This window comes from Bosea sp. BIWAKO-01, from assembly GCF_001748145.1.
GTDB lineage: Bacteria > Pseudomonadota > Alphaproteobacteria > Rhizobiales > Beijerinckiaceae > Allobosea.
This window is the reverse complement of sequence record NZ_BCQA01000001.1, coordinates 4,790,129-4,816,447: the sequence shown is the minus strand read 5'-3', so window position 1 is coordinate 4,816,447 and position 26,319 is coordinate 4,790,129. Positions and strand designations below refer to the sequence as shown.

Below are 26,319 nucleotides of genomic sequence, written 5' to 3'. Positions count from 1 at the left end.
GAGTTGTCGTCAAAACTCGCCGGAGAGGCTCAGCGTCCGCGCTGCCTGTGGCCGAAGACAGCATCGTTGCGGCCACCGCCGCGATGCTCGGCCGCATTCTCGAGAGGCTCGTTCTCGATTTCGACCTCAACTTGGACCTCGCGGACCTGCGCCCTCGCCTGCGCACGTGCGAGATTGGCCGCGGCGCGCGCCTGGTCGCGGGCGAGGTCGGCAGCAGCGCGCGCTTGGTCGCGAGCGAGATCGGCCGCGGCGCGTGCTGCATCGCGAGCCGCCCTCGCCTGGGCCACAGGCACGCCCTGGGCAATAGCCTCGGCGAAGGCGAGATCAGCCGCGGCGCGCGCCGCTTCACGTGCCGCGTTCGCCTGGGCGCGAGCCTGTTCACGCACCGCGTTCGCCTGAGCACGAGCCTGATCGCGGGCTTGCTCGACCTCCGCGAGCTGTTCGTTCATCTCGTGGACACCTCGGACATCGTGTCCACGGCCACGTCCGCGCTGCGCGTTACCGACCACATCGTCGAGGCCGTGCCCGCCGCGCACGGCGCCGCCACGCCCACTGCGGTCAGGTCCGGAGCGGTCATCGCCCCCGCGTCCGAGGCTCGCCGCGGCATGGCCGCCATGGCCGCCGCCGGACGGACCAGCATGGCCGCCACTGCCACCGCTACCGCCGCCTCCAGAGCCCCCTCCGCCATTGCTGCCGCCGCCTCCGGAGCCCCCGCCCCCTCCGCCACCGGAGCCGCCACCGCCGCTGCTACCGCCGCCTCCGGAGCCGCCGCCGCTATTGCTGCCACCGCCTCCGGAGCCCCCGCCCCCTCCGCCACCGGAGCCGCTGCCTCCGGAGCCGCCGCCTCCGGAGCCGCCCCCTCCGCCTCCGCCTTTATCGGCGAGCATCAGGCGGGCACCGCCCTCCTCGCGGGCAAACCACGCGTCGCGGTTCGCATCCCGCAGGCCTTCGAATCCGGTTGTTACCGGCTCCGCAAATCCCTGCCGCGCCGAATCGCGCAGCCGCTGATCAGAGCCGGTCGTCGCGCCGGCATCCTGGGCGACTGCGGTCGCCATCAGCATGGTCGTCGCCAACATCAATGATCGTAATGTCATGACCAAATCTCCTTCCGGGTCACCGTCGGTGAATCGGTCCTTGGTGACCATCGTGGACCTTGCGCCACGGCCCTCGACAGCAGCCTGACAGGTGCTGTCAGTTTCATGTCAGCTTTCATGTGTCGTAAGATGATGCATCCGCGCATATGGCAGGGAGCTCGACGCTGCCCGCGAACCCGCGACACTGATCGGCTTCGGCGCTCGCCGCCGCTACTTCGACTGACGGGCCTCGTCGGCAAGCCCTGTGGGTAATGCGGTCATCTTTAGATGATTTACAAAGAGCGTTGCCTGCGCGACCATCGAACTCAGCCTGGGGAGGTTGAGTATAGAGGTTCAGGGGCCATGCCAGACCGTTCGCTGGCAATCGTCGACGATCACCCGATGCTGATGGAGGGGATCGCTGCGCTGTTGGAAAGACGGGGCGGTTTCACGATCGCCGCGACCGGGAATGTCGCGGATCACATCGTGTCGATCGCCAGGTCGCATCACCCCGATGAGATGATCGTCGACCTCAGCATGGCTGGGGATGTCTTCCAGGCGATTGCAGACGCATTGAAGATCGCGCCCGAGATGACGATCGTGGTGTTCACGGCCTCGGCGCACGAATGATGCAATCAGGGCCCTGGATGCGGGGGCCAAGGGCTATGCCCTGAAAGGCAGCCCCGGAGAGGACCTCTTCCAGGCCCTTCAGACCGCACGGCAAGGCGATGTCTATGTCACGCCCTCATTCGCGACCAAGCTGATCTGTGCCTTGAAGGACAAGACCCTCGAACGACAGAAGGCGCTCAGCAACAGGCTCCTCTGCCAGCAAATTGTCGCCTTCTAATCCTTCCTCGCGATCCATCTCTGGCGAGGACAAAAGTTCGGCAGCAGCAGCCAGAATTTCCGACGGCGGCTCGGTCTCTTCGTGAAGATGCCATTCTATGGTCTGCCGGCTCAAACCGGTGCGGGCGACAAGGGGGGCGATCCAGTCTTCGCGTGGGAACCGGGCGGCCATTCTGAGGGCAAGTTCGCGGCCCGTTCCGATAGGTTCCATAGGTCTCATCACGGCTGCTCCGTTCAGAGGGGGTAAGAAGAACTTCTGCCCGCGATTCATGTTCCGCAGCGGTGGATTTCGGCGGCGATCGCCTCGATGTGGCGGCATCTTGAAAACGCGCCCAATCGCGCGATAAATTCTTTCGGCATCAGTCACGGAAGGAGAAATCCGATGACCGCGGCTCCCGAACTCAAACCGGAAACGCCGACCATCTGCATTACCTGCCATGAGGATTATCGGTACGCGCTTCAGCGCATCGGCCAGCTTGAGGATGCGAAGCCCAATTCGGTGGAGGCTCTCGAACTCGAAGCGCTCCGAGCCGCCATCGTCCGATATGAGGATCGACAGATGATGTCGCGTACCACCTGACGGGCCACGACGATCACGGTCAGCTTCGCACTCACCTGGCCGCCGTCCCGCACATGCTGCCTGGCTCCTGCATCATCAACACGGCCTCGGTGAATGCCGACAGGCCAATCCGGCCTTGCTCGCCTTTGCCACGACGAAAGGAGCAATTCAGTACTTCACCGGCGGACTGGCACAGTTGCTGGCGTAAAAAGACATCCGGGCGAATGCGGTGGCACCGGGGCCGGCACCTGCTCGCGTGCGCGTCCTCGCCTTTTTCTGTCAACCCAAATGAGGAGGTCCTGAGCCGAGCTGGTTGTTGTCATGGGCACCATCCGCGATTTTAAAATTGATGGTGACCTTGGCCCCACCGTTTGCGGCTTCCTCGATATGAACCGCGGCCCCATGCGCGTCTGCAATCCGCTTGACGATTGACAGCCCCAGCCCGGTGCCGCCGAGTTCTGAGGGCGAGCCTCGCCAGAAGCGCTTGAACGCAATCTTGCGAGCCTTCGCGGGAAAGCCCGGCCCGAAATCATGCACGGCAAGTGTGCCGTCGCCCGTGACGCGCACGAGGACCTCGGTCCCGGGCGGCGTGAACCGCAATCCGTTCTCGATGAGATTACGCAACGCATGCGCGACTGCATCGGCGTCGCCGTTGACCAAAAGCGTAGTCGGGCCTTCGTAAGCGAGCTGCCGCTGCAGTCCGATGGCGATCGGCGCCATGTCGCCAACCACCGACCGCGCGACGCTCGCAAGATCGCATCGCTGGTCGGGGCTGAGCACGAGCGTGTCCGCCTGCGCCGCCGAAAGCATCTGCTCCACCAGCCTTTTCAGGGAGCTCACGTCGTCTCGAACGGCCTGCGCGACCGGTGAAGGCGGGTGCTCATCGACCCGTGCGGCCAGGATGGACAGTGGCGTGCGCAACGCGTGAGCGGCCTCGGCAGTGAATGCCCGTTCCGCTTCCAGCGCTGTTTCCAGCCGGCCCAGCGCGTCATTGATGGCGTCGACCAGATCAAGAACCTCGCGCGGCAGATCGGCCGTGGGCAGCCGCGTGATTGTCGCCGCATGTCCCGTACGCCTTGCCGCCTCCGCCGCCTGAACCAGTGGGCGCATCGATTGACGGACCGTGACGATATTCACGATCACCAGGCACAGGGCGAAGGGCAGCAGCGCCACAACCACATGGACGAAAAGTTCGTCAAAGAAAACGAACCGCACAAGGCTCGATGGGTCGCCGGCTGACGCGAAGGCGATCCGCGCCGGTTGCCCACCAACATCGAGACGACGCGATCCCAGGAGAACCGTGCGCCCCCGATGCTCGATCGTCGACGACCAGGCGTCCGGCCCTTCGGCCGTGGCCCAGGAAGCAGAGGGCACCAGATCGGCATTGGATTCGCTGACCACGGCGCCATCATGATCGACGATGCGGTAGGCATAGGCCTCGGGATAGGTGCGAAAATCGTCGATCAGTCTGTCGGACGGGCCGAAGCGCAACGCACCGACGCTGTCGCGCGAGAGGGCGCCGGCGAGCCGGTCGATCTGACGGAAGACCTTCTGGAGGTGCAGATCAGCCATATCCCGGCTGTAATAGGCCGTCACGAAGGCGACGTTGAGCAGCGTCAACAAGGCTCCGACGACAACCAGGCGGCGGGTCAGGGCCGTGACGAGCGAGGTCTGTTTCATGGCGGTTTCGCCGCAACCATGTAGCCCACGCCCCGCACGACGTGAATGACGACTGCGGCATCACTCTCGGCGAGCAGCTTCCTCAGGCGCGAAATGGAAGCCTCAAGTGCATTGGGCCCTGGCGTTTCGTCCATCGTGTAGATGGCGGCTTCGATCACCTGCCGCGGAACGACCGTTCCCGCGCGCCGCAGTAAAGCCTCAAGGACGTCGACCTCGCGGCGCGCGACGGGCAGATAGCGATCGGCGACAGCGACCGTCCGACCTGCTGTGTCAAGTTCGACATTGGCGAGCGATAGCCGCCTTCCGAGAAGGCCACCCGGTCGCCGCAGCAATGCGCGACAGCGCGCGGCGATCTCAGTTGGCGCCGCCGGTTTGCCGAGATAATCATCGGCCCCACGATCGAGGCCATCGATGCGCTGATTGAGGCCGGCGCGTGCCGTCACGACGAGGATGGGTGTCGTACGGCCGAGTTTGCGCAATCTCGACAGCAGCACGAGCCCGTCCTCATCGGGCAAGCCGAGGTCGAGCACGATGACGTCGGGCTGTTCGACCGCCAACGCGTCTTCCGCCTCTCGCGCCGATGCTGCGATATCCACTCGGAAACCCTCGTCCTCGAGGGCCTGCCGGGTCAGGCTTGCCAATGCGGGAACGTCTTCGATCAGCAGCAGTTTCATTCATCAGGTTCTCGTCAGGGAGCCTTCCTAGACTTCAGTCCAGCCAGTCCTTGGACGAGATCTAAATATCATGCTCGCTGCTGCTCTCAATCACCTGCCGTTCACACGTTGGCTGGCCGACATCGTTCATAGAGGAGGCAAAGCCGTGCGCCACACAGCTCGGAAGGACATCGCGGAGTTCCCATGGACCTCCGGCACTCGGCGCCACGAAATGTCGCTGGCGGTCCTATTCATTCTGGCTGCTTGCGCGAAAATAATCCTCTTCGGCTCGCTCTCCTGGCTGTTTCTCTCGTGATCGGCGCGGCGCGGTAGGCTCGTTGGCACAGAGCCCCTCATGCCGCGACCTCGACCAGAACGAGGGAAGGGCGAACAGGGCGAGAGGGAGTTTTCACCGTTCCTCTGGGTTCCGCGTTCGTACGCGGCTGTTCCGGTTGGCGCAGCAAACGGGTGGCAAGCAATATCAATTGCTTGGCTGGATCGGTGCTGATGCGGCGTTAGCGCAGGCCGCTTGCCGCGAAGAGCCTAGAGACAGTCGCAAAGACACCTTGCGATAAGAGCGCTGTCGCGCGGCAGAACGGGAAGGACGAGATGCTCCGAACCGAAGGGGCGCACGTGGCCGCGCCCGCCTTCGCCAGTTCGACCAACGCCCTCACAGCTGGATCGCCCGGATATCCGGCCTGCGCACCGAGCGGGCGCGCAGGCCGTCATCGTGGCATCAGACTGCGGGCTGCAGCCGGGGCTCCAGGCTACCGCGACGCCGGATCGTATCAACCATGCCCTGGGTCGCCGCGATGGCGATGAGCAGGATGATCGCATAGGCCACGAGCAGCCGCGGGGCCGGCACGATGAAGTTGAAAGCCGGCATGGCGCCCAGAATCAGCGGTACATACCAGGAGGTCGCCGAGACCGTGCCGAACACCATCATCATCGCTATCTGCTTGCGCGACAGACCGGCGAAGAGTGACCGCCCGACCTGCTTTTCCATCAGCGGCAGCACCGTATGGTGGATGAAATAGCCATTGATCGTAAGGACGCCGACGATCGCGATCTTGGCCCAGACCTTCTCATTCCAGAGCTTGACCGGATCAAACACCGCGTAATGCGTCAGGTACAGAATTCCGGAAATCCAGAGCACCGCGAGGCCCGCCGATACGATACCGGTCATGAATTTGACCATTGCAATCTGGTCAGACTTGATCTTTCCGGAAATAAGGAACTTGACGATCACCAGATCGAGGACCGTCGCGGCGCCCAGCCCCAGAATGATGCCGAGCAGATGCATCACCTTGATGGCTGACTTCAGCAACTCCCCAGGCTTGGCGATCAGCAGGCTGAAGGTGATCGGCCGCAGCGCCGAGCTCACGAACTTGGCGGCCGGCGCTGTCACACTGTCCACAGAAATGCTCGAAGCAGCATCGGCTGCTGCCGCAGAAGCACGATCGACCGCGAGACGGAGACCGCCATCGCGCCAGGGAGTGGCATCTCCCGGAACATCATAGGGCGCCCAGTCGCGCGCCGCCTGGGATATGGCCGCCGGAGGCGACGAGACGGCTCCGGAGCGAGACCGGGTTTCGGCCGGGGTCTGGGTGAAGCTGAAGGTGACAACCAGGCAGGCGGCCAGGAGAAGCAGCGCACCAGCGCCGATGCTGCGAGCCTTAAGATGAAGGAATGAAATCATTCCGCCCCTTTCTTTTTTCTTATGGTGATCGGCAATATAATTCGCCGCGAACCATCCTTCGCGACGCGAGCCAATCGACCATAGAGAGAAGGATCTCGGACCTATGACCAAGAAGAAGATATGGATAGAGATGGTAGGCTTAAGCGCAGGCACAGAATTGGCAATCTTAACTTGCCGAACCCTGCCGGGTAACCGCTCACTAGCCTCGATTTGCGGCGAAAATGTGCGACGCAACAAATGTTATATCACTTTTTGGCTAGCGGAACGCCGTGAGAACGATGATCGCGCACCCCGGAATCGGCAAAGCCACAAGGCTTTAAGTGCCTCTTCTCGCCCACCTCGCCGGGACGGCCGCATGGCGCCGGCGCTGGGTGTGCCAAGACCAAGCACCATGCCCAGCGTGATGCCGAGCGGTTGGCGGGCCGGGCGGAGGGCGTTGCTGTCATCCATGTCGTGGTGGATGACGAGACCAGCGAGGTCAGCTCGATCGAGGTTCTCGCCCGTCACGGTGCCATCCGCGAGAAGTTCGAGGAAGGCATCAGAGCCACCCGATATGAGCCGACGCAATGGCAGTGAATAGCACTGGAAGATGGGGGCCACCGATCGCCTCGGCGATCCAGTAATCGTGAGTGAGCAGTCGACCGAACAGAGGATGTGGGCTTTCCCCCAAAGGTAGAAAAAGGCTGTCAGCCAAATGTCAGCTTCACCGGCGTAGGGTCCGCCCGCTGTGGCATCTGGAACGCCACAACATCGTTGTAGTGGAGCGGTCTCCATACCGCTGGGCGGTCACCCAGGCCGAATTTGATCTTGGATGGCAATGGCACCCTGTTTCGGGTGGAGCTCTCGATCGGCCAAAATTCCAGGGAGGATTACCATGTCTCCTCAACGTTATTTGCCGTGCCTGTCTGTTTCCCGCGCGATGAATACAGAGTCTGTTTGCTCTGAAGAATCCCGCCGCACCGGAAGCCACCTCAGGACCGCCATCTTGGTCGCCCTGCCGTTGCTGCTGGCAGCAGGCGGAGCCAATGCCGCATCGTCGGCCGGGTGCGAGGGGGGCGGGTTCTCGGTGCTCGGACGCACCCAGAATGCCACGATCCCCGCCAGCGCTCTTGGCACGAGTTTTCGCGTGCAGGGCAAATACAACCAGTTCGATGTCGACGCGGCGACCCTGGGTATCCGCAACTTCATGATGACCGGTGCACCAAACCCGCTCGACATCACGGGAGGAGTGCCGACGCCGGTCTTCGCCAGCAAACTCCCCGACCATCGCGGGCTGACCCTGAACAGTGGCCTCACCGTCGAGATCACGGGGGAATCGATCGAGATCGGGCGCACGGGTCTGGGGCTCAGCATGAAGATCCAGGCCAAGGACTGCGCCAATGGCGGCATCTTCCAAATGGAGGTGGAGCGCCAGGATGGAACGCCGACGCTGTTCACCCACGTCCTGGCGGAAGGCCCCAACCCTCAACTGAAGGCGTTCTATTTCGACAACCGCAACTTCCGGAACCGCGAAGGCGACGAGGTTCCCTATAAGGACATCACGGTCATCGTCCCGGCACGGGTCAATTTCGGCAATGACTTCTCCCGCAAGTTCGTCGGCAGGGACAGCCCGCAGGTTGCCACGCGCCGGGCAGAGCCGGACTGCGAGAACCGGATCGCCACCCGCTTCCCCGCCACCCCCTTTGTGACGGTGCGTCATTGCGGCGGCGTCTCCCGCTGGGACGTGGCGAGCGGTGGCCGCATGGGCCAGGTGATGGGTGAGGATGCCGTCGAGGTCGCCCCGCCGGCCACGGAATGCGTCCAGAATTGCCAGGCGCAGAACCGGGTTCGCGGCCGCTCCACGGTGCTTGGTTTCCCATTCCCGGTGAATGGGGCAGACCGGCTCCAGCCGCGCTTCCCGCCACAGTCGACGGCCTCGTTGGGATCTGTTGCGAGCAATCCCCGATGAGCAGCGCTTCCCATCGGCCGGGGCCGCTCGGTAACCGGCTCAGCGTCCGGGAGGAGCAGATCGTCAGACTGCTACTGCGCGGGAAGCGGAACAGCGAGATCGCCGACGAACTGTCGCTCAGCGCCAAGACCGTCAAGGGCTACATGACCACTCTGATGACCAAGCTGAACGTGCGCAGTCGTCTGGAGGTGGTCCTTGCGTCGCAAGCTGACTTCAGTGGCCAGCCCAGTGCCTCAAGCAGATGAGCGCTCCCTGCAACCGTAGGGTTGCGCTCCTCTCACCGGTTGCGCTGTCGGCTCAGGAAAGGTTGAGCCGCGTGGCGTAATCCGCCGGTCGGCCTCCCAGTCGGCCGGTGCCTTTGCGGTGGTACACTCGCTTCTGGCGTTTCGGTCAGGTGGGGCCTCAAGCGTCGGCGGAGAACCTTTCGCGTAGCGCAGCACCAGATGCCGTTGCGCTATCAAGGTCGAGGCCAACCCGGCCGGCGCCTGATTTTCCGAAGTCTCGTGTCCTGCGCGCACACAGAAGGCACAAGCTGTATCTTCGCTAGGGTTCAAGCATATCGAGCACCGGGCAATGCGCCGTTGGCTCGCTCGTGCAACGTGAGATCGTCGCGTCGAGAATAGTCTCAAGCCTGGCGAGGTCGGCGATCTTGCTACGCACCTGCATCAAGTGCTTGAGCGCGATTTCCTTCACCTGCGCGCAAGCGGTGTGTTCCGGGTTGGTCAAGGCCAACAGGGCCCGAACATCCTCGATGGTGAAGCCCAGTTCGCGCGCCCGCCGAATGAAGGCAAGCCGTCTGGTATGGGCTTCATCATAGGAACGATGACCGCCTCGTGTACGGGGCGGCTCAGGCATGAGCCCAATGTTTTCGTAGTAGCGGATCGTCTCGAGATTCACGCTCGCGGCTTTGGCTAGCTGGCCGGCGGTGATGCCTCGCATCCTCGTGGGCATTTTTCGCTTGATCCCGTAGTAGCTACGGGTGGCAGCGTGCCATGGATCGCGATAGAGCACCACCTCGGTCAGTATCGAACCCGACACAGCCACATCGGAGCTCGCTCCGACGCCGTCTGCGCGACTTCTGGCAGGCACTGGCGCCGGAAGTGGTCCTTTTCACGTGCTCGTACCGCGACTTGCCAAAGACCGACTCTCGCTGGGCCAGGCTCCGACCCGGCAAAAGGGGAAATGATGCCGTTCCGATCGATCGTCACGACGCCAGAAGAACTTGTCCGGATCGCCGCGGCCTTCGAGGAGGCATGGAAAGAGATCGCGCCCGAGATCGCCCCGAAGGACGCACCGGCCGAACGCCAGCGCCTTGCGCGCATTACCATCGCGTTGTGGTCGGCGGATCCGAAGGTCGATCTGGCGTCGCTGGCCGTTCGGCGGTTCTATGAGATCGTTTCGGGCCCGCGTCCCAAGGTCGCCGCTGATCGCACGCAAAAAAGATCTTAATGGAGCCAATACCAGGCACGCCGTGGAACCACTCCTTGAGCGATGTGTTCATTAGGCGCGGTTCCAGCCGCGCTTGCGTGGCCGCAGGCATGAACCGACTGTTTTCGTAGTAGCGGATCGTTTCGAGATTCACGCTCGCTTCGGCTAGCGGGGAAGCAATGATGCCTCGTCTTTCCGCGGGCATTTTTCGCTTGATCCCGTAGTAGCTACGGAGGGCAGGGTACCAAGGATCGCGATGGAGCCCCCCTTGACCAGCACGAAACTCGAAGCCTCAGCCACGCCGGAGCCGCTTTCGGCTCCGTCCGCAAGGCTCTTCGCAAGTGTTGGTGCCGTGTTTGGCTTTGGCGCACTTGCCGCGTCCTCGTGTTGTGTCTTGCCAATGGCCCTCGCTGGGCTCGGCGTCACTGGGGCGGTCTTCAGCGGTTTGGCATTTCTTGCTGACATGCGCCTCCCGCTGCTCGGTGGAGCAACAATCATGTTGGCCTTGGCCTGGGGGGACTTCTTCTGGCGGAGGCGCAGACCCGTTTGCGACCGTGGTGGCGCTTGCCTCGCGGCCGCCGGATCAGCACGGACCACGATCCTGCTCGGCCTCGGCTCGGTTGTCGTCGGGCTGGCTTTCGTGTGGGGCGCCTATGTCGAACCGATCCTCCTCAAACTGACGCGATAGTGTAGATGCAGCTTCAATCGACAATCACGTGCCCGCACTGTGCTCATGCTGCGGCGGAAACGATGCCCACCGACGCTTGCCAGCACTTTTACGAGTGCAAAGGATGCGGCGCGCTCCTCAGGCCGCTGGAAGGTGATTGCTGCGTATTCTGTTCTTACGGGTCCGTACCCTGTCCATCAATTCAGGCCGCTACGGGTGGTTCTCACGCGACGACGCGTTGCGCCCCTGGCCCGAAAGAACAGTGGAGCCTCTTCGGGACCATTACCGCGTTGGAGGCAACGGTGATGGTGCTCCTTGGTTACGTCTCGGCGTCCGGCGCCAATACGGCCGAAGAGGCACATGCCAACATCGCCCAACTTCGCGCTCACTGCCAACAGGTCAGGGAGACCTTGCTATCGATGGTCGAGCTTCGTGAGGGTCTCAACGCTGGCGATTTTGATGACGCGTTTACCAGCGAGCTTGATCGCATTTTCGCGGCTGTTCAGTTCAATGTGAACAGGCCCCATTAATCTATGAGACGGGCACAGGCCTCCTCTTCCCGATACCTGCAAATCATTGTCAGATGCATCTAAGCAATTGGATATGTTTGACTTTTTTCTCCCGCCGCCCTAAGTCGCGCATTATCGGGGAGTAGCTACCGCCTTGGGGCGGGATTCGCATCAACAGGCTCGCGGAGATTTCGCGTGGTCCGGTCAGTCGGTCTACCGGCGCAGCGAGACCGTGGTGAATGCACCTGACGGGCAAGGTGCGTCGATCACCCGCTCAGCGTCCGGCCGAGTACCATCATGTCACCGTTATCCATCAAGGTGCTTGCCTTCGGCATCTCTGTCGACGCGCTCCTTGCATCGATCGGGCGTGATGCCGGTCAGCGGCGCCCACGCCTGATGGAGGCGGTCCAGACCGGAGCCGTCTTCGGCATCATCGAAACCATCACGCCGCTCGTCGGGTGGACCGCAGGCATCGCCGCCAGCCAATTTGTTGCGGCCGTCGACCACTGGATCGCCTTCGCGTTACTCGGCGTGGTCGGTGGCCGAATGGTCTACCATGCGCTTCAGCGGCCGAGCGAGGCGGCGCACCATTCTGTAGGGCGTGGATCGCTGACGGTTTTGCTGGCTACTGCGATCGGCACGAGCATCGATGCGATGGCGGTGGGCGTCTCGCTTGCTTTCCTTGACGTCAACATATTGGTCATCGCGCTCGCAATCGGCGCAGCGACGTTCCTGATGCCAACTAGCGGCATGCTTGCCGGCCGCTTCATTGGGGCGCAATTCGGGCGGTAGGCCGAAGTGGTCGGCGGTCTCGCGCTGATCGGCCTGGGCGCGTCGATCCTGATCAGCCACCTTTCCGCCTGACCGCCCGACCGCCGATCGTGAAGCCAAGTCCGTTTCAGCCGGTGTCGGTGGCGAAACAGCCTCTCGGAGCGCCGCACCTTTGCTGGGATGCGATCAACGAGATCAACAGCCCGCCGCAACGCGGACTTTGGTCGGTGGCCCCTCCGAGCCTACTTCCCCGAGACCAACAGCGCGAAAATGCGTCGACCTTGGTGAGTGGTGGAGCCTGCACGGCGTCCGTACGGTCTGATCGCAATGCTTGGCGATGGAGGGGGCGAGGTCCGAAGGTTCTGTCGCCAAGTTTCGGTCATCTTCTCCCATTGAAACTGATGACGATCGCGCACTGTTTCATGCAGCGCCCGGGCGGCAGCTTCGACCGCTGCCGCAACTCGCCTTTCGTCCATGTAACGCCCCCTATACAACCCGCCCGCGTCAGTATGGGCAGATCCTGCCAGGTGGAAGGCCGGATTTTTGGCGCACCTCATCACATGCATCCGCTCAGCGAAACCATTCGGTTGCTGCGCTGATCAGCGCCTGGCCCCGCCGCCGGGCTCGCCGGTTGATGACAGTCCCTGGTGACGGTGTCGTCACCGCTCTGACATTCCGCCACACCATTGATGCCCCCTCGCGCTTCCGCTCCGCCAATGATGTCGACGCCTATCTCGGCCTGACACCGCGACGAAAGCAATCCGGTGAGACCGACGTCAACGGTCGTGTGTCGCGCTGGGGAGATAGCCTACTGCGGGCTTACCTCTACGAAGCGGCCAGTGTGCTTATGCACCGAACACAGAAATGGTCGGCGCTGAAGGCTTGGGGCACGCGTCTCTCAAAACGGATCGGCCTGAAAAAGGCAAAGGTCGTAGTCGCCCGCAAGATCGCCGTGCTGCTTCACTGCATCTGGGTCGACGGCACCACCTTCGAATGGGGGAATGAGAAGATGGCCTGATCTACCTACACTTGAGTGACGTCCTATTGCGGTCTGCCGAAAGCGGATCGTGATGTTCCTGCCGAGACGGTGGTTGCGGCGACCTAGGTCAAACGGCTGACGTCATTTGAACGTCGTTGCGTACGTTGAGGCGCCCGACCCGAACAGCATCATGAGGCATCTGACCTCGGAAAGGACCATGACCCCGGCGGCGGCATTGCCAAACCGCATTGACAATCATCCGCAATTAAAGGGCCGTTTGACACCGTTGAGGTCCTGCCGCCCTGTGACGCACTGGACACCGTGTGTTTCCAGTGAAGGAGGATGCCGTCGAACTGGCATGGCAGCACCTGAGGACCAAATATATGTCAGTCACTTAGCAGGCGGCCTCCTAGCGGCAGCGGGTTAACGCAATGACGAAACCGCAAGACCGATATCTCGATCTCATCAAGCGCGTCATCGTCAACACGATCTACGGCGGTCCCAATCCATATCCTGTGACGCCACGCATGTCGCCTGCAGAGGTCGCTCTTCTGACTTCCGTGCTTCGCATGACGCGGCATTACTTCGAATTCGGGATGGGTGGCAGCACTGTCCTGGCTAGCCGGCTCGCGTCGGGGAAAGTTTACGCCGTAGAGTCAGAACCGACATGGATTCAGAAGGTTCGCGCCACAATACCGCTGGAAGAAGACCGCGTGCATCTGATCCAGGCGGATATTGGCCCAACGAAGGAATGGGGTTATCCCGCCGAGCTTGGCACGCCCGAAATTTACGCACGCTACCATACCGAACCATTAGCGACCTCTGGTGAATCTATAGATACTTTCTTCGTTGATGGGCGCTTTCGTGTTGCATGTTGCTGCTCAATTGCACTTATTATTAGAACAGATTCTGTGCTTTTGGTCCACGATTACAGAAGCCGCCCTCAATACCACATCATAGAATCGTTCTTTAAGCCTATTTCGGAAGCAGAAGATCTAACCTGTTTTGTAAGGCGATCTGAAATAGATATAGAATTCATCACTCGCTTGCGTAAGATTTACGCAACAAAAGCGGAATAGTGACTTGGCCCCGTTCAAACGAAACCGCATTGCGCGCGCAACGGCCCATGACGGTCGGAAGTCAGAAGGCCGAGCAGCGACGACGCTGCGTCGCGCTTCTCAGACGACGCGACGATCCCGGCGGTGTAGAGCGTCGTCAGGTCGAAGCCGGGCGGCAGCGACGCCGCAATCACGACGCCCGGCGTCGCCTTGATCTCGGTGACCTGCGTGCAGCCAATTGGCTTCGCCTCACTGGCGGCGGCCAGGGCGTCTGGGCGGCGTCTTCGGAGTATCTGGCGAACTCGGCCGGGAAGGTGATCGCGGCGAGAGTGTCGCGCTCGGCGATCAGGCGGGCCTTGCGGCCGAGGTTCTCGCCGAGCTGCGAGCGAATGATCGAGAGCTCGGCCTTGGTCTGGACATCGTCGAGCCAGAACAGGGTCTGGCCGGCCTCGACCCGGTCGCCCTGGCGCACCGCGATCGCCTGGACGACGCCGCCGTCGCGGTGCTGCACCTCCTTGAGGTTCTGGTCGACCTTGATCGAGCCCTGCGCGATCACGGCGCCGTTGAGATTGGCGCTGGCGGCCCAGCCGCCGCAGCCGACGACCAAGAGCAGGGCGAGCGCCGTGCCGGCCAGCATATGCCGGCCGAGGCCGAAATTCGGTTTGCGCTCCCCTCTGGCATCCCCGCCCGCCTGCGATTCGACATTGCGCCTGGTCATGGTCGTCTCTCCCGTCGGCCGGCCCGGGATGCGAGGCCAAGCTGCCCCGCACCGAGGTCAGTAATAGTAAAGCCTGTGGCTGCCCTGGATCTCGATCGAGTAGTCCTTCTCGTCAGTCTGCTCGAGATAGACGTCGACAAAGGTGTAGTCGTTGTCACCGATCTTCTCGATGCGGAAGCGGAAGGGCTGGCTGGCGGTGCCGGCCTCGTCGCCATAGGCGCTGGCGAACGGATCGGCCTCGTCCCCGGCATTGGCGGGAGCGTCATCCGTGCGGATCTGGTACTGGCTGACGACGATGCGGTCGCCGGCCTCGAGATCGAGGATCTGGTGGATCAGGTCGCGGTCAGCCGCATCATAGGGCACGTCGAAGCTGAAAGTGTCGTCGCCGGCACCGCCGCTCAGCGTCACCGCATCAGCGCCGATGGTGAAGTGGTCGTCGCCGCTGCCGCCGATCACCGCCTCGATGCTGGAGAGGCTGTCCTCGCCGATCTCGACGCTGACCGCCTTGCCCTCGACGAGGTTGATGTCGATGCTCTGCGTCGCCTGGGAGTAATCCAGCGTGTCAGAGCCGATGCCGCCATCATAGCAATCGGCCGCGGCATCGACCGTGCCGATGATCACGTCGTCGCCGACGCCGGCTACAACGTTGTCCGCATTCGCGCCGCCATCCAGCGTATCCGCGCCGCTGCCGCCCTCAATCCGGTCTGCTCCGACACCACCCTGGATCGCGTCGTTACCGTCATCGCCGAACAGGCTGTCATTGCCAGCGCCGCCGTCGATGATATCGTTACCCTCGTCGCCCTCGAGGCGGTCGTCGCCGGCCTCGCCGAAGAGCCGGTCATTGCCGGCGTCGCCCTCGGCCCGATCGTCGCCGGCGCCGGCGAAGACGATGTCGTCATTCGCATCGCCCGCGATCCGGTCGCGCCCGTCGCCGCCAAAGACGATGTCGTCGCCAGTCCCGCCCTGGATCTGGTCGTCACCGCTGCCACCAGTGAGATGATCGTCGCCGGAGCCGCCATCGAGCACATCGTCGCCGGCATCGCCGGAGAGCGTGTCGTTGCCATCCTCGCCGAAGAGCCGGTCGTCGTCGCCGCCGCCGGCCGCAACATCGTCGCCGGCGCCGAGCTGGGCCGTGTTATGGCCAGCGCCGAACTGGACGAGGTCCGTGCCGGCACCGCAGAGGACCAGGTTGTTGCCATTGCCGGCGCGGGCGCTGTTGTTGCCGTCGCCAGTCGTGATGGTGTTGTCGCCCTCGCCGGCATCGATCCAGTCGTCGCCGTCGCCGCCATCGAGGATGTCGTCGCCGTCCTCGCCGTAGACCCGGTCATTGCCGGCGCCGCCCATGACGTGATCGTCACCGGCATCGCCATGAAGCTCATCATTGCCGATGCCGCCATCCACGGTGTCGTCGCCCTCGTCGCCATGAACGACGTCGTCGCCGGCATCCCCGGCGATCTGATCGGCGCCCTCGCCCCCCTGGATCCCATCATTGCCGTCGCCGCCGGAGAGCTGGTCGTTGCCCTTGCCGCCATTGATCGTGTCGTTGCCGGCCTCGCCATGGATGATGTCGTCGCCATCCTCGCCGAAGAGCTGGTCGTCGCCATCGCCGCCATAGATCGTGTCGTTGCCGTCGCCGCCATAGACGATGTCATTGCCGCGGCCGGCATAGATCAGGTCATGGCCGGTGCCGCCGCGGATGAAGTCGTTACCGGCGCCGCCATGCAGGATGTCCGAGCCGCCGCGGCCGTCGATCACGTCATTGCCGTCGCGTCCATCGATCCGGTCGGCGCATTCGGTCCCGGTCAGGCTGTCATCGCCGGCGGTGCCGTTGATCTCGGTGAACTCGACGACGCTGAAGAGCGCGGTCTGGGCGACCGCGACGCTGTCGTCGCTGACCTCGTAGCTCAGCGTCACCGCGCCAAAATAGCCGGGCGTCGGGGTGAACTCCCAGCCGCCCTCGACCGCGGTCAGGGTGCCGCTCGAGGCGGTGAGGTTGCGGATCGACAGCGCATCGCCATCGGGGTCGGTCGCGCCCGAGAGCAGGCCGATCGTGGTGATCAGCAGCGTCTCGCAAAGCCCGATGCTGCGCAGGCTGACGGCGCCGGCGAGCTGCGGTGCCCGGTTGCGCGGGCTCCCGGGACCGCCGGGCGTTCCGGGGCCGCCGGGGTTCTCACCGCCGGGACCGCCGGGGCCGGGATTGCTGCCTGGACCGGGATGGTGGCCGCCCGAGGAGCCGCCAACAGAGGCGATCCCCTCGAAGGCATGGCCGCCGCCACCGCCGGCACTGCCGGAGAGGCCGCTGCCATGGGCGAGCGTCAGGTTGTCGTTGCTGGGCGGGTCGCCGCCGAAGACGTCTTCGAGCTTGGCCGGCGAGAAGCGGCGCAGCGGCAGCTGCTCATAGTCGATCGACGGCGAATCGATGCCGAGGAAGGCGGCCAGCCCGGCCGTTTCCGTGGCCGGGCCACCGGAGCCGAGCGCCTGTTCGGCCTCCGGCTCCTGCTTGATCGTGCCGGTCTCGTCCTCGGCCTCCTTGTCCTCGCCCTCGGCCTCGGCCTGCTTCTGCGGGCCTCCCCCAGCCGCATCCTCGGCCGGGGGTTCGGTGGGCGGACCGAGATCGGGCTTGGCGTGGCTGGGGAAGAGGCTCTTGACGTAGATCGAGACCGCGGTCAGCGCGAGCACGACCAGCGCCGGCCAGCGCGACGGGGCCGCGTCCTCGTCCGTGATCTTGCGGTAGCTCTGCTCCGCGGTGGGCGCGCCCGGCGCCTGCGACTTGAGGGTCTTGATCTCGATCATGCCGACACCCGTTCATGCGGAGGCTTGAAGGGAGCTGTGGATGGGACTGGCCTGCGGCATCCGCAGCGGGGCGGCCGGCGCCACCTGCGTCGTCGCCGGGGTGAGGATCTCGTTGCGCGGCCCGAAGGCGGCGAGCTTGCCGTTCTGGATGACGCCGACGAAGTCGACGGCGGCGAGCGCGCTCGGCCGGTGCGCCACGATGATCGCGATGCCGCCGCGCTCCTTGACCGTCTCGATCGCCGCCTTGAGCGCGCTCTCGCCCTCGCCGTCGAGATTCGAGTTCGGCTCGTCCATGACGACCAGGAAGGGGTTGCCGTAGAGCGCCCGCGCCAGGCCGATGCGCTGGCGCTGGCCGGCCGAGAGCGCCGCCCCCTGCGGCCCGAGCTGGGTCTGGTAGCCATCGGCCAGTCGCACGACCATCTCATGGATGCCGGCCGCCTTCGCCGCCGCCACCACCCCGGCCGCGTCGCTCTCAGCCGAGAGCCGCGAGATGTTCTCCTCGACGCTGGCATCGAGCAGGCTGACCTCCTGCGGGAGATAGCCGATGAAGCGGCCGAGCGCCACCTCCGGCCATTGCGCCAGCTCGGCCCCATCGAGCCGGACCGAGCCGCGCAGGCACGGCCAGATCCCGGTCAGGGCCCGCACCAGCGTCGTCTTGCCGCCGCCGCTCGGCCCGATCAGGCCGAGCGCCGTGCCCGCCTTCAGGTCGAAGCCGACCTCGCTGAGCAGGACCTGGCCCGAGACCGGGGCGGCGACCGTGATCTTGTCGACCTTGAGCGCGCCCACCGGCGCCGGCAGCTGCATCGGCACCACCGCCTGGCTCAGCGCCACCACCGTCTCGCGCAGGCGCTGGAAGGCGGCCCGGGCCGCGACGAAGGACTTCCAGTTGGCGATGGCGAGATCGACCGGCGCCAGCGCCCGCGACGAGGCGACCGAGGAGGCGATGATCGCGCCGGCCGAGAGCTCGCCCTTGATCGTCAGATAGGCGCCCATCCCGAGGATCGCCGATTGCAGGATCATGCGCAGCACGCGCGAGACCGCGCCCAGGCTGCCGCCGAGGTCATTGGCCCGGGTCTGCAGCGCCAGATGCTCGCGGTTGGCCAGGTTGAAGCGCTCGACCGCCCGGTCGGCAAAGCCCATCGCCTTCAGCACCTCGGCATTGCGGGCATTGGAATCGGCGATCGCGCCGCGGGTGATCGCCGCCTGGCGCGTCGTGCCGTTGAGCCGGCGGGTCAGGATCTCGCTGGCCACCGTCAGCAGGGTCAGCACCACCGCGCCCGCCAGCGTCAGCGCGCCGAGCCAGGGGTGCAGGAAATAGGCGAAGGCGAGATAGAGCGGGATCCAGGGCAGGTCGAACAGCGCGCCCGGCCCCTGGCTGCCGAGGAAGCCGCGCACCGTGTCGACATCGCGCCCGCGCTCCAGCGCCTCCGTGCTGGAGAAGCCGAAGCGCGGCATGTCGATCGCCACCCGGTGCGCCAGCGGCGCGATATCCTTGTCGAGCCTGGCCCCGACCCGGACCAGCACCTGCGAGCGGATCACGTCGAAGGCGCCCTGGAACAGGTAGAGCCCGATCGCCAGCGCCGAGAGCGCCGCCAGCGTCTGGACGCTGCCCGAGGTCAGCGCCCGGTCATAGACCTGCAGCATGTAGAATGAGCCGGTCAGCGCCAGCACATTGATCAGCCCCGAGATCACGAACAGGAAGAGGAAGGCCGAGCGGAAGCCGAGCGTCAGCCTGGCGGCATCGCGGCGGCGGGCGGAGGTCTGTGCCTTGGAGGGCGCCATGATCGCAAACCGTCAAAGGGAGGAGCAGTCGGCAGGAAGGCGGTGCAGGAAAGTGGCCGGCGCGGCCGCTACAGCGTGAAGTTGCTGCCGGTCAGTGTGTTACAATCCCGATCCGCTCGAGAATGAACTCAAGGTCAGAGCGAATGTGCTGTGCCATGACGCCCTCCTGGGGTTTCAAGAAACCCGTATCGGCTTCGTCTCGGACAATGCTCCGCCGCTCGCGCCAAAGGGCACGACGCCGGTTGCACCGGCCGCAAGAACTTCGTTTGAGCTAGCGTTCAGCCGCTGGAGACCCAGCGCACGCTGCATCATGCACGTCGGCACCCTGGCCGTAAGAGGAGAACGTCGGATAATTTCTACTAGCGCTTGGTCTAGGTATTTCCGAGACAATCGTCGTATAGAATACAGACCTAAGTCTCATCCATTCTCAGGGTGAAGGCCGTAATGGCATCGGTGTCCAGCCGCTGGTCGGGCCCCCAGAGCCAAGACACAGGAGTCGACCAGGAGCCCGGGCTTTCGAAGGGAAGAGCTCCGCACAATCAGTATGGTTGCCGCATTTTATTCGCTCAGATGCGTGATCAGGATCGAGAGGCCAAGGCCGATAAGCGCGCGAGACCGCCGGCGGTCGCGCCGAGCATCAGCCGGTTCTCGCTGCCGCTGTTTTCGCAGCGGTGCAGGCGAAGATCGCGGCAGCCGCGATCACGCGCGTATTCGAAAAGGCTCCTTCGTTAGAGGGTTTACAAGGAAAGTTGACTACGCAACCATCTGGTTCGGCCAGGGGACTAATTTTGGGGGGCAGGGCCATGCCGGATCGATCGGTTGCGATCGTGGATGATCATCCTTTGCTGATGGAGGGGGTCGCCGCGCAGCTGAAACAATGGGGCGGTTTCACGCTCGCCGCGATGGGTAATGCAGCGGCTCACGTTGTGTCGATTACAAGGACGCATCACCCCGACGAGATGATCGTCGATCTCGGCATGGCGGGGGATGTCTATCAGGCGATAGCAGACGCATCGAAGATTGCTCCCGAGACGAAGATCATCGTGTTCACGGCCTCGACCAGCACAGATGATGCGATCAAGGCGCTGAATGCCGGGGCCAGGGGCTATGTCCTGAAGGGCAGCCCGGGAGAGGAACTCCTCCAGGCTCTGAACGCCGTGCAGCGGGGCGAGGTCTACGTCACCCCGTCCTTCGCGACCAAGGTGATCTGTGCCTTGAAGGACCAGACCCTCCAACGGCAGAAGGCGATCAGCAACAAGCTCAGCGTTCGGGAGGAGCAGATCGTCGGGCTGCTGCTGCAGGGTAAGAAAAACAACGAGATCGCTGACGAGCTTTCGCTCAGCGACAAGACGGTCAGGGCCTACATGACCAGCCTGATGGCCAAGCTGAACGCCCGGAATCGCCTAGAGGCGGTCATTGCAGCGCAGAAGCTAAATGCCGCTGCGAGCGTGCCCCCGCCGCGCTGATGCACCGTCTCGGCCACCTAGTCGTCTGCCGTCGATCCGCGCTTCAGCTACCGGGCCGAGGATGTCGTCGCCACGCTGGAAAGGGTCCGCGCGAAACTTGGCTATCCGAAGACGATCCGGGTCGATCAGGGCTCCGAGTTCGTCAGCCGCGACCTCGACCTGTGGGCCTATGCCACGAGAATCGAAGGGCTGAGCAGATCAAAGCTGGCGGGCCCGAACCAGCGTTCCGGCCGTGAGACCAAGAGAGAGCCCACCATCGCGGCCACGATCGCTGCAATCAGGAAGCGCCGCCGCTGGGGCCATGCCGGGGGGATTACATTTCCCGAGACAAGAGCGATCTCCGAGGCTTTGGCGGACACGGACAAAGGCGGCTGCCGGCGGAAATGCGGGACATAGGCGCCCTTCGGAATGTCGATGATGACGGGATCGCTGTCGCCCGCAGCAAGATAGTAGCGTTCGAGGGCCATTCGGAGGCGACCGGCCTCAAGGCGAACAACTGAATCGCGCTGTGGATCGAAGTCGGAGCTCCGACCGAAGACGTCGTTCGCGACCGTGAAGGACTTGAGGCGATCGGCCCTGCCCAAAAGCGTTTGATCGACGACATATGAGAGGAAATGCCGCCCGCGCTCCGGGATAATGAACTCGGTACTGGCGAGAATTCGCGCGAGCTGAGCCCGGATCTCGCCGGCGTCTGGGGAACCAGGTCGGTCGCTCTCCCTTGCAAAGGCGACGTTTGTACCCGCTGCCACATGAGATTTGGCTCCGAAGGAGAAATCGTCGACCAAGGTTGGTATGCGGTGTGATTGAAATCACCAGAGGGCACGCAGACGCACGCGTACTGCGCTCACGGGATCGATAGCATGCCGGGTGCCGAGGGCTACCCGATAAGGCGACCACACTCCCGCGCCGCCTTCTCGAACGCTTCTCGTGCATCGCCGACAGTCCCGGCATCGTTGAGCACTGCTTTGCAGGCGCGCACAGCGTCTTGCCACTTCGGCCCCGCTCCGATCGCTTTCCAGGCAAGCAAGAACTCTGCGGCTTGCTCCACGTCGGTGATGGAATATCCGACTCCGGGCCGGTCGGACTGAACGACAACGCCTGGACTGAACCGATGCATCGGCATGGCACATTTCCCTCGGAACTCGATCTCAGCCAGCTTTCTTTGAGGGCTGCGCCACCTTCGAAGGCGCGGCCTGCTTCCGGCTGGGCTTCTTCATCCCGGCGCTGGCGCGAAGGGCTTCCATAAGGTCGACCACGTTCGTGGCCCTCCCCGGCTTGGGAGTGGAAATCGTCCGCCCCTCAATTTTTGCCTTCACAAGCTCGGAAACCGCCGCTTCATAGCGATCGGTAAAGCCTGCCGCATCGAATTTCCCAGCCTTGGTCGTGATGATGTGTTTGGCGAGATCGAGCATCTCGCCCTTGATCTCGATGTCCTCAACCTCTGCGAACGCGCTCGCGGCCGACCGAACCTCATAATCGAAGTTGAGGGTGTGGGCGATCATTCCAGGTCCGTTGGCTCGGATCAGGACAGCTCGATATCGGCGAAATAGCACAGCGTGAGCGAGCGCGCCGACGTCACCCCGCTCGAGGGCATTCCGCAGGATCGCGAAGGGGGCATCAGCACCCGGCCCGGCGGGTGCCAGGTAATAGGGCTTGTCGAAATACAGAGTATCGACCTCGCTGGACGGGACGAAGGCCTGTATCGCGAGTTTCTTGTCCGATTGCGGAATCGCAGCCTCGAGCTCTTCGGGTTCGATCATCACGTAATTGTCGGGGTCGATCTCATAGCCCTTCACCTGGTCTTCCCTTTCGACGGGCTTGCCCGTGGTGGGGTCGATGAATTCGCGGCGAAGCCGGTTTCCTGTCTTGCGGTTGACCATGTTGAAGGTGGTGCGTTCTGCGGTCGAAGCAGCGGTGTAGAGCGCCACGGGCACGGTCAGAGTTCCGACTTGCAGCGTACCTTTCCATTGGGCTCGGGCTGTGGCCATGGAACGCAACTCCGGCACGACGAACCTGACTCAACGCACAGGGAACAGAAGACGTTCCAATGGATTGATCTGGTGTGTGGAGGGCCGCAGCATGGCTCCGAAATTCTGGACCGGATATCTGCGCCTTTCGCTGGTCACCTGTCCGGTCGCGCTTCAGCCAGCGACCTCTGAGAGCGAAAAGGTTCGATTTCACACACTCAATCGGGCGACGGGGCAGAGGGTCGTCAGCCGCTACCTCGATTCCGTAACAGGCAAGCCCGTCAAAGACGAGGACGAGGCGAAAGGCTACGCGGTCGGGGAGGATCAGTTCGTCGTGTTTACCGACGATGAGCTCGCCTCGGTCGGGCTCGAAAGCACGAGGACGATCGAAATTGATCTTTTTACAGAGCGCGCTTCGGTTCCGTGGATCTATCTCGACAGCCCGTATTTCATGACGCCCAGCGACCCTGTCGGTGAGGAGGCCTTCGCGGTCATCCGGGAGGCCATGGCCGCAACGGATACCGTCGGCATATCGCGCGTGGTCCTCAACCGCAGGGAGCGGGCGGTGATGCTACAGCCTCAGGGAAAGGGCATCATCGCATGGACGCTTCGCTTCGGCGATGAAGTGCGCAAGCCCGGCCAATTTTTTGGCGATATTCGATCCGCGGACGAGGACCCCGCGTTGGCGAAGTTGGCTGATAAGCTTGTCGTTCAAAAGACCGCGCACTGGTCGGCAGACTTCATGAAGGATCCGGTTCAGGAGCACCTCAAAAAGCTCATCGCTTCGAAGCAGAGCCGGAGTGTCAGGCGTGTCGCGGCAGAGCGGAAATCCAAGGGCAACGTCGTCAACATCATGGACGCATTGCGGGCGTCTCTGAAAGAGACGCTGGACGCCGAAAAGGGCGGGCGCACCAAAAGGCATTGAGGGGGGCTCAAAACCGCTTCCAAAGCGAGGGCCGTCCCAAGGCCCATGGAAGCTTGAGGCGGCCCTAACTCCGGGTCATTCAGGATCAACGGTCGCGTTCATGCATGCGCAGAACCGGCCCGTTCCGCTCGTCGGCCGACAAATCCGACATCGGTATCACCGGTCAGCGAGAGCGCGACATTCAACAGCGCCCCGTCATCACACTGTAGCTGCATCTCATCGGCAAAGAGGCCCGGATCAAGTGTAGCCCCGGCGTACGCAAGTTGACCCGCGATACCTCCCCCGACCGTCCGCACGTATTCATAGGTCACAGGACGATGCTCGCCGTCTTTTGTGACCAGAACACCTTTTCCAGAAATCATTGACGTCTCCCATATCGTCAAAACCCCTTCCCGCCCGAAGCCATAACGAGACTTAACGGGAAAGATTGATCAATCAGTAGGCACCCCCTACTTGTCGAGACCATGGCCAGCTTAGGACGATACCGTGCCGACGCCCTCCCCTGTCGACCGCCGCCGTTGCGATCCACGCGTCCATTCCGCTTCCCGCAATCAGAATTCGAAACGCCCACGCGAACCGAAAGAGGCGCAGTTCGCGCCCTGAGGAACAGATTCGGGGTGCTTGGAATTCCCTTCTCATGCTGCCGCAGCGGTCCCGGGCTGCGGGCCAAAGAGAAGGACCTCCGAACATGCGCACAACCGCTCTTACTCTCGCCGCCGCGCTGCTATCCTGTACCGCCTTCGCCCAGACAACGCCCGTCCCCGCTCCGGCGGAGCCAAAGGTGTTTGTTTCCGTCGAAGAAGCATCGGCGCTCGTCAGCAGTCTCAAGGGTCTCGACGTCAGGAACGCCGGTGACGAGAATGTCGGCGAGATCGAGGATTTCGTCATCGCCGGTAACTCGTTCGCATCCTACATTCTGTCGGTCGGCGGCTTTCTCGGCATGGGCACGCATTATGTTGCAGTGAGCCCCAGCGCCCTTGCCGTGACCTGGAATGCAGCGGACAAGAAATGGAATGCCCGGATCAACGCCACCAAGGAGCAGCTAAAGGCCGCGCCGCAGTTCAAGTATGAAGGCCGCTTCGCGAAATGAGCCGAACTGCCTAGTGACTTTCCAAGGTGACGATTTCCTCTGCAAACTCGAGGCGATGGACGACTGGCTGCACTTGCTGCTTTGGGATGTGGTGGTCTCCGCCATTGACGCGCTTACCCGTAGGGATGGCGAGGAATACCGCCCTTGTGTGCCGCGTGGCCAAGCACCCGCAGGCGCGCTTGGTGAAGCAGGCCGATCTTCTCGATATCCTGGCAGCGGCACGGCTCGCGAGCGTTAGTGACCGTTTGAGCGAAAAGTATGCGGCCGGCCTTCGCGCAATTCCACGAAATGCCGCTGCCGCCTTAAGGCGCGTCAGCCGAATGGTCCCAATCGTTCTGATCGACGATGCCCGACGTGGCGGCGCCGAATTTGTTCGCACGGCGGCCAGCCCCCATCTGCCCAGCGCTTGCAGGTGGCGAGCAGGGAACTCGGATTCGTCGCCAGCGTTTAATTCCGATCTACGCCGCTACCCAAAAGAGGAGGACGACATGCCTGCAAAATCAGCCGCTCAACAGAAGGCTGCGGGCGCCGCGCTCGCTGCCAAGCGCGGAGACATGAAGAAGAGCGAACTCAAGGGCGCTTCGAAATCGATGGAGAAGTCGATGAGCGAGACTGAACTCGACGAGATGGCTTCGACCAAACGCAAGGGGAAGCCCGAGCACAGCAGCAAGCGCTGAGACATCGACTCCAGGAGGAGGCACGTATGACCACGCGGTTTGAACCGCCTTTCCCGGAGCAGCACCAGCCCATGCCCGGACGGACCAATGCCATGTCGCCGCGACCGGATCACGGCGAAGATAGCTACGTCGGCTGCAACCGCCTCAAGGGCAAGCGTGCGATCATCACGGGCGGGGACAGCGGCATCGGAAGGGCTGTCGCCATCGCCTTCGCCCGGGAGGGCGCGGACGTCCTGATCTCCTATTTGAACGAGGACGAGGATGCCGATGAAACCCGCCGCTGGATCGAGAAGGCTGGACGGAAAGCCGTGCTGGTGCCCGGCGACATCCAGGAATCAGCCCATTGCCGCAAGATCGTCGAGCGGGCCGTGGCCGAGCTCGGCGGCATCGACATTCTCGTCAACAATGCCGCCCATCAGGCGAGCTTTAAGGAGATCGGCGAGATCTCGGACGAGGAGTGGCAACTCACCTTCGCCGTCAACATCCATGCGATGTTTTACCTGACCAAGGCCGCTGTCCCGCACATGCTGCCTGGCTCCTGCATCATCAACACAGCCTCGGTGAATGCCGACAAGCCGAATCCGACCTTGCTCGCCTATGCCACGACGAAGGGCGCAATCCAGAATTTCACCGGCGGACTGGCGCAGTTGCTGGCGGAAAAGGGTATCCGAGCCAATGCCGTGGCACCGGGGCCGATATGGACGCCGCTGATTCCCTCGACGCTTCCAAGGGACAGAGTCGCCAATTTCGGCAAGCAGGTTCCGATGAAGCGGCCCGGCCAGCCCGGAGAGTTGGCAACAGCCTATGTGATGCTGGCCGATCCCCTCTCGAGCTACGTCTCGGGGGCCACCATCGCCGTGACCGGTGGTCATCCGATTCTTTGATTGGAAACGACCGGCGGGCAGGCGGAAGAAGCGATCCAGGTTAGCGGCCCTATTGGCCCGGTGCGAATTTACAGTGCTGATCGCTGCTAATGTCCCGCCCAAATATCCGAGCCTTTCTCAGCGGCGCATAGCATTAGTTTCCGCAAA

Annotated in this window: 29 protein-coding genes and 5 pseudogenes; 21 read left to right on the top strand and 13 right to left on the bottom strand. The window is 63.2% G+C overall.

The window, feature by feature from the left end:
* The first annotated feature begins 47 nt into the window (after positions 1-47).
* Positions 48-1,082 carry a hypothetical protein gene (locus BIWAKO_RS36075; protein WP_069880558.1) on the top strand — a complete coding sequence of 345 codons (1,035 nt, stop codon included), beginning with the start codon at positions 48-50 and terminating at the stop codon, positions 1,080-1,082.
* 354 nt (positions 1,083-1,436) lie between these two features.
* On the top strand, positions 1,437-1,703 hold the full coding sequence (locus BIWAKO_RS22555; RefSeq protein WP_069880557.1) for a response regulator: 267 nt from the start codon (positions 1,437-1,439) through the stop codon (positions 1,701-1,703).
* A 115-nt stretch (positions 1,704-1,818) separates the two neighbouring features.
* Here the strand turns inward: BIWAKO_RS22555 and BIWAKO_RS22550 are convergent, their stop codons facing one another.
* Positions 1,819-2,286 (bottom strand): hypothetical protein, encoded by a 468-nt coding sequence (locus tag BIWAKO_RS22550; protein ID WP_141740195.1) that lies wholly within the window; start codon positions 2,284-2,286, stop codon positions 1,819-1,821.
* Between the two features lie 15 nt (positions 2,287-2,301).
* On the opposite strand from BIWAKO_RS22550, the gene BIWAKO_RS22545 reads away from it, so the two are divergent.
* Both BIWAKO_RS22545 and BIWAKO_RS36805 read left to right on the top strand, forming a co-directional pair.
* Positions 2,302-2,499, top strand: a complete 198-nt coding sequence (locus tag BIWAKO_RS22545; protein WP_141740194.1) for a hypothetical protein — start codon at positions 2,302-2,304, stop codon at positions 2,497-2,499.
* A 35-nt stretch (positions 2,500-2,534) separates the two neighbouring features.
* Positions 2,535-2,683 (top strand): annotated as a pseudogene (locus tag BIWAKO_RS36805) (NAD(P)-dependent oxidoreductase); the annotation flags it as partial.
* A 74-nt stretch (positions 2,684-2,757) separates the two neighbouring features.
* Here the strand turns inward: BIWAKO_RS36805 and BIWAKO_RS22540 are convergent.
* Positions 2,758-3,879 (bottom strand): sensor histidine kinase, encoded by a 1,122-nt coding sequence (locus BIWAKO_RS22540; protein ID WP_176733380.1) that lies wholly within the window; start codon positions 3,877-3,879, stop codon positions 2,758-2,760.
* 9 nt (positions 3,880-3,888) lie between these two features.
* Between BIWAKO_RS22540 and BIWAKO_RS36070 the strand changes: the two genes are divergently transcribed.
* Positions 3,889-4,182, top strand: a complete 294-nt coding sequence (locus BIWAKO_RS36070; protein ID WP_176733379.1) for a hypothetical protein — start codon at positions 3,889-3,891, stop codon at positions 4,180-4,182.
* Here BIWAKO_RS36070 and BIWAKO_RS22535 read toward each other — a convergent pair.
* Both BIWAKO_RS22535 and BIWAKO_RS22525 read right to left on the bottom strand, forming a co-directional pair.
* Complete coding sequence (locus BIWAKO_RS22535; protein WP_069880553.1) at positions 4,155-4,832, bottom strand: response regulator; 678 nt, start codon at positions 4,830-4,832, stop codon at positions 4,155-4,157. The two genes, BIWAKO_RS36070 and BIWAKO_RS22535, sit on opposite strands and share 28 nt — an antisense overlap.
* Before the next feature lie 715 nt (positions 4,833-5,547).
* Entirely contained in the window at positions 5,548-6,663 is a 1,116-nt protein-coding gene (locus BIWAKO_RS22525; protein WP_141740193.1) for a hypothetical protein, read from the bottom strand.
* A 261-nt stretch (positions 6,664-6,924) separates the two neighbouring features.
* Here BIWAKO_RS22525 and BIWAKO_RS36065 point away from each other — a divergent pair, with 261 nt between their 5' ends.
* The 3 genes from BIWAKO_RS36065 (at position 6,925) to BIWAKO_RS36795 (ending at position 8,703) form a co-directional block, all read left to right on the top strand.
* The gene (locus tag BIWAKO_RS36065) at positions 6,925-7,086 is read left to right on the top strand and encodes a hypothetical protein (protein WP_176733377.1); all 162 of its coding nucleotides are present in this window, start codon (positions 6,925-6,927) and stop codon (positions 7,084-7,086) included.
* 409 nt (positions 7,087-7,495) lie between these two features.
* Positions 7,496-8,458, top strand: coding sequence for a hypothetical protein (locus BIWAKO_RS36800; RefSeq protein ID WP_244523520.1), 963 nt, complete (start codon positions 7,496-7,498; stop codon positions 8,456-8,458).
* Positions 8,455-8,703, top strand: a complete 249-nt coding sequence (locus tag BIWAKO_RS36795) for a response regulator transcription factor (RefSeq protein ID WP_069880550.1) — start codon at positions 8,455-8,457, stop codon at positions 8,701-8,703. Before BIWAKO_RS36800 ends, BIWAKO_RS36795 begins: the two co-directional genes overlap by 4 nt.
* Positions 8,704-9,001: 298 nt before the next feature.
* Here BIWAKO_RS36795 and BIWAKO_RS22510 read toward each other — a convergent pair whose 3' ends face one another.
* Positions 9,002-9,502, bottom strand: a complete 501-nt coding sequence (locus BIWAKO_RS22510) for a MerR family transcriptional regulator (RefSeq protein ID WP_371332032.1) — start codon at positions 9,500-9,502, stop codon at positions 9,002-9,004.
* Positions 9,503-9,643: 141 nt separating this feature from the next.
* On the opposite strand from BIWAKO_RS22510, the gene BIWAKO_RS22505 reads away from it, so the two are divergent.
* The 7 genes and pseudogenes from BIWAKO_RS22505 to BIWAKO_RS35505 all read left to right on the top strand — a co-directional run bounded on the left by BIWAKO_RS22505 (position 9,644) and on the right by BIWAKO_RS35505 (position 13,891).
* On the top strand, positions 9,644-9,907 hold the full coding sequence (locus tag BIWAKO_RS22505) for a hypothetical protein (protein ID WP_141740191.1): 264 nt from the start codon (positions 9,644-9,646) through the stop codon (positions 9,905-9,907).
* Between the two features lie 475 nt (positions 9,908-10,382).
* Positions 10,383-10,574, top strand: a complete 192-nt coding sequence (locus BIWAKO_RS22500) for a hypothetical protein (RefSeq protein WP_141740190.1) — start codon at positions 10,383-10,385, stop codon at positions 10,572-10,574.
* Positions 10,575-10,579: 5 nt separating this feature from the next.
* Positions 10,580-10,768 (top strand): annotated as a pseudogene (locus BIWAKO_RS36790) (GDCCVxC domain-containing (seleno)protein); the annotation flags it as partial.
* 87 nt (positions 10,769-10,855) lie between these two features.
* A complete protein-coding gene (locus BIWAKO_RS36060) occupies positions 10,856-11,083 on the top strand; it encodes a hypothetical protein (protein WP_210185091.1) in 228 nt (75 codons plus the stop codon).
* 276 nt (positions 11,084-11,359) lie between these two features.
* The gene (locus tag BIWAKO_RS22490) at positions 11,360-11,854 is read left to right on the top strand and encodes a manganese efflux pump MntP (protein WP_371332031.1); all 495 of its coding nucleotides are present in this window, start codon (positions 11,360-11,362) and stop codon (positions 11,852-11,854) included.
* Between the two features lie 604 nt (positions 11,855-12,458).
* Positions 12,459-12,851: pseudogene (locus BIWAKO_RS22485) on the top strand (transposase); the annotation flags it as partial.
* Between the two features lie 392 nt (positions 12,852-13,243).
* Positions 13,244-13,891, top strand: coding sequence for a hypothetical protein (locus BIWAKO_RS35505; protein WP_141740189.1), 648 nt, complete (start codon positions 13,244-13,246; stop codon positions 13,889-13,891).
* 14 nt (positions 13,892-13,905) lie between these two features.
* On the opposite strand, the gene BIWAKO_RS36055 is transcribed toward BIWAKO_RS35505, so the two are convergent.
* The 4 genes from BIWAKO_RS36055 to BIWAKO_RS22470 are packed head-to-tail and all read right to left on the bottom strand — an operon-like array spanning position 13,906 to position 19,163.
* Positions 13,906-14,064 carry a hypothetical protein gene (locus BIWAKO_RS36055; RefSeq protein WP_176733376.1) on the bottom strand — a complete coding sequence of 53 codons (159 nt, stop codon included), beginning with the start codon at positions 14,062-14,064 and terminating at the stop codon, positions 13,906-13,908.
* Positions 14,061-14,588, bottom strand: coding sequence for a putative HlyD family type I secretion protein (locus tag BIWAKO_RS37400; RefSeq protein ID WP_069880545.1), 528 nt, complete (start codon positions 14,586-14,588; stop codon positions 14,061-14,063). Before BIWAKO_RS37400 ends, BIWAKO_RS36055 begins: the two co-directional genes overlap by 4 nt.
* Before the next feature lie 57 nt (positions 14,589-14,645).
* Positions 14,646-17,381, bottom strand: a complete 2,736-nt coding sequence (locus BIWAKO_RS22475; RefSeq protein ID WP_069880544.1) for a calcium-binding protein — start codon at positions 17,379-17,381, stop codon at positions 14,646-14,648.
* A 12-nt stretch (positions 17,382-17,393) separates the two neighbouring features.
* Entirely contained in the window at positions 17,394-19,163 is a 1,770-nt protein-coding gene (locus BIWAKO_RS22470; RefSeq protein ID WP_069880543.1) for a type I secretion system permease/ATPase, read from the bottom strand.
* A gap of 671 nt (positions 19,164-19,834) precedes the next feature.
* Here BIWAKO_RS22470 and BIWAKO_RS22465 point away from each other — a divergent pair.
* Together BIWAKO_RS22465 and BIWAKO_RS35500 are read left to right on the top strand one after the other, a co-directional pair.
* Positions 19,835-20,629, top strand: coding sequence for a LuxR C-terminal-related transcriptional regulator (locus BIWAKO_RS22465; RefSeq protein WP_244523519.1), 795 nt, complete (start codon positions 19,835-19,837; stop codon positions 20,627-20,629).
* Between the two features lie 30 nt (positions 20,630-20,659).
* Positions 20,660-20,803 (top strand): annotated as a pseudogene (locus tag BIWAKO_RS35500) (IS3 family transposase); the annotation flags it as partial.
* Positions 20,804-21,009: 206 nt separating this feature from the next.
* On the opposite strand, the pseudogene BIWAKO_RS37575 reads toward BIWAKO_RS35500, so the two are convergent.
* The 3 genes and pseudogenes from BIWAKO_RS37575 to ku (BIWAKO_RS22450) all read right to left on the bottom strand — a co-directional run.
* A pseudogene (locus tag BIWAKO_RS37575) lies at positions 21,010-21,378 on the bottom strand (hypothetical protein); the annotation flags it as partial.
* Positions 21,379-21,506: 128 nt separating this feature from the next.
* Positions 21,507-21,746: a DUF982 domain-containing protein gene (locus BIWAKO_RS37390; RefSeq protein ID WP_371332203.1), complete on the bottom strand. Its 240-nt coding sequence runs from the start codon at positions 21,744-21,746 to the stop codon at positions 21,507-21,509.
* Positions 21,747-21,777: 31 nt separating this feature from the next.
* Positions 21,778-22,617 carry a non-homologous end joining protein Ku gene (gene ku / locus BIWAKO_RS22450; RefSeq protein ID WP_069880539.1) on the bottom strand — a complete coding sequence of 280 codons (840 nt, stop codon included), beginning with the start codon at positions 22,615-22,617 and terminating at the stop codon, positions 21,778-21,780.
* A gap of 91 nt (positions 22,618-22,708) precedes the next feature.
* Between ku (BIWAKO_RS22450) and ku (BIWAKO_RS22445) the strand changes: the two genes are divergently transcribed.
* Positions 22,709-23,521, top strand: coding sequence for a non-homologous end joining protein Ku (gene ku / locus BIWAKO_RS22445; protein WP_069880538.1), 813 nt, complete (start codon positions 22,709-22,711; stop codon positions 23,519-23,521).
* A gap of 98 nt (positions 23,522-23,619) precedes the next feature.
* On the opposite strand, the gene BIWAKO_RS35490 is transcribed toward ku (BIWAKO_RS22445), so the two are convergent.
* Positions 23,620-23,883 (bottom strand): hypothetical protein, encoded by a 264-nt coding sequence (locus tag BIWAKO_RS35490; protein ID WP_141740187.1) that lies wholly within the window; start codon positions 23,881-23,883, stop codon positions 23,620-23,622.
* Between the two features lie 326 nt (positions 23,884-24,209).
* Between BIWAKO_RS35490 and BIWAKO_RS22440 the strand changes: the two genes are divergently transcribed.
* The 3 genes from BIWAKO_RS22440 to BIWAKO_RS22430 all read left to right on the top strand — a co-directional run bounded on the left by BIWAKO_RS22440 (position 24,210) and on the right by BIWAKO_RS22430 (position 26,172).
* Positions 24,210-24,611 (top strand): PRC-barrel domain-containing protein, encoded by a 402-nt coding sequence (locus BIWAKO_RS22440; RefSeq protein ID WP_069880537.1) that lies wholly within the window; start codon positions 24,210-24,212, stop codon positions 24,609-24,611.
* A 488-nt stretch (positions 24,612-25,099) separates the two neighbouring features.
* On the top strand, positions 25,100-25,288 hold the full coding sequence (locus BIWAKO_RS22435) for a DUF3008 family protein (protein WP_069880536.1): 189 nt from the start codon (positions 25,100-25,102) through the stop codon (positions 25,286-25,288).
* Positions 25,289-25,314: 26 nt separating this feature from the next.
* Positions 25,315-26,172, top strand: a complete 858-nt coding sequence (locus tag BIWAKO_RS22430; protein ID WP_069880535.1) for an SDR family oxidoreductase — start codon at positions 25,315-25,317, stop codon at positions 26,170-26,172.
* Positions 26,173-26,319: the final 147 nt, after the last annotated feature.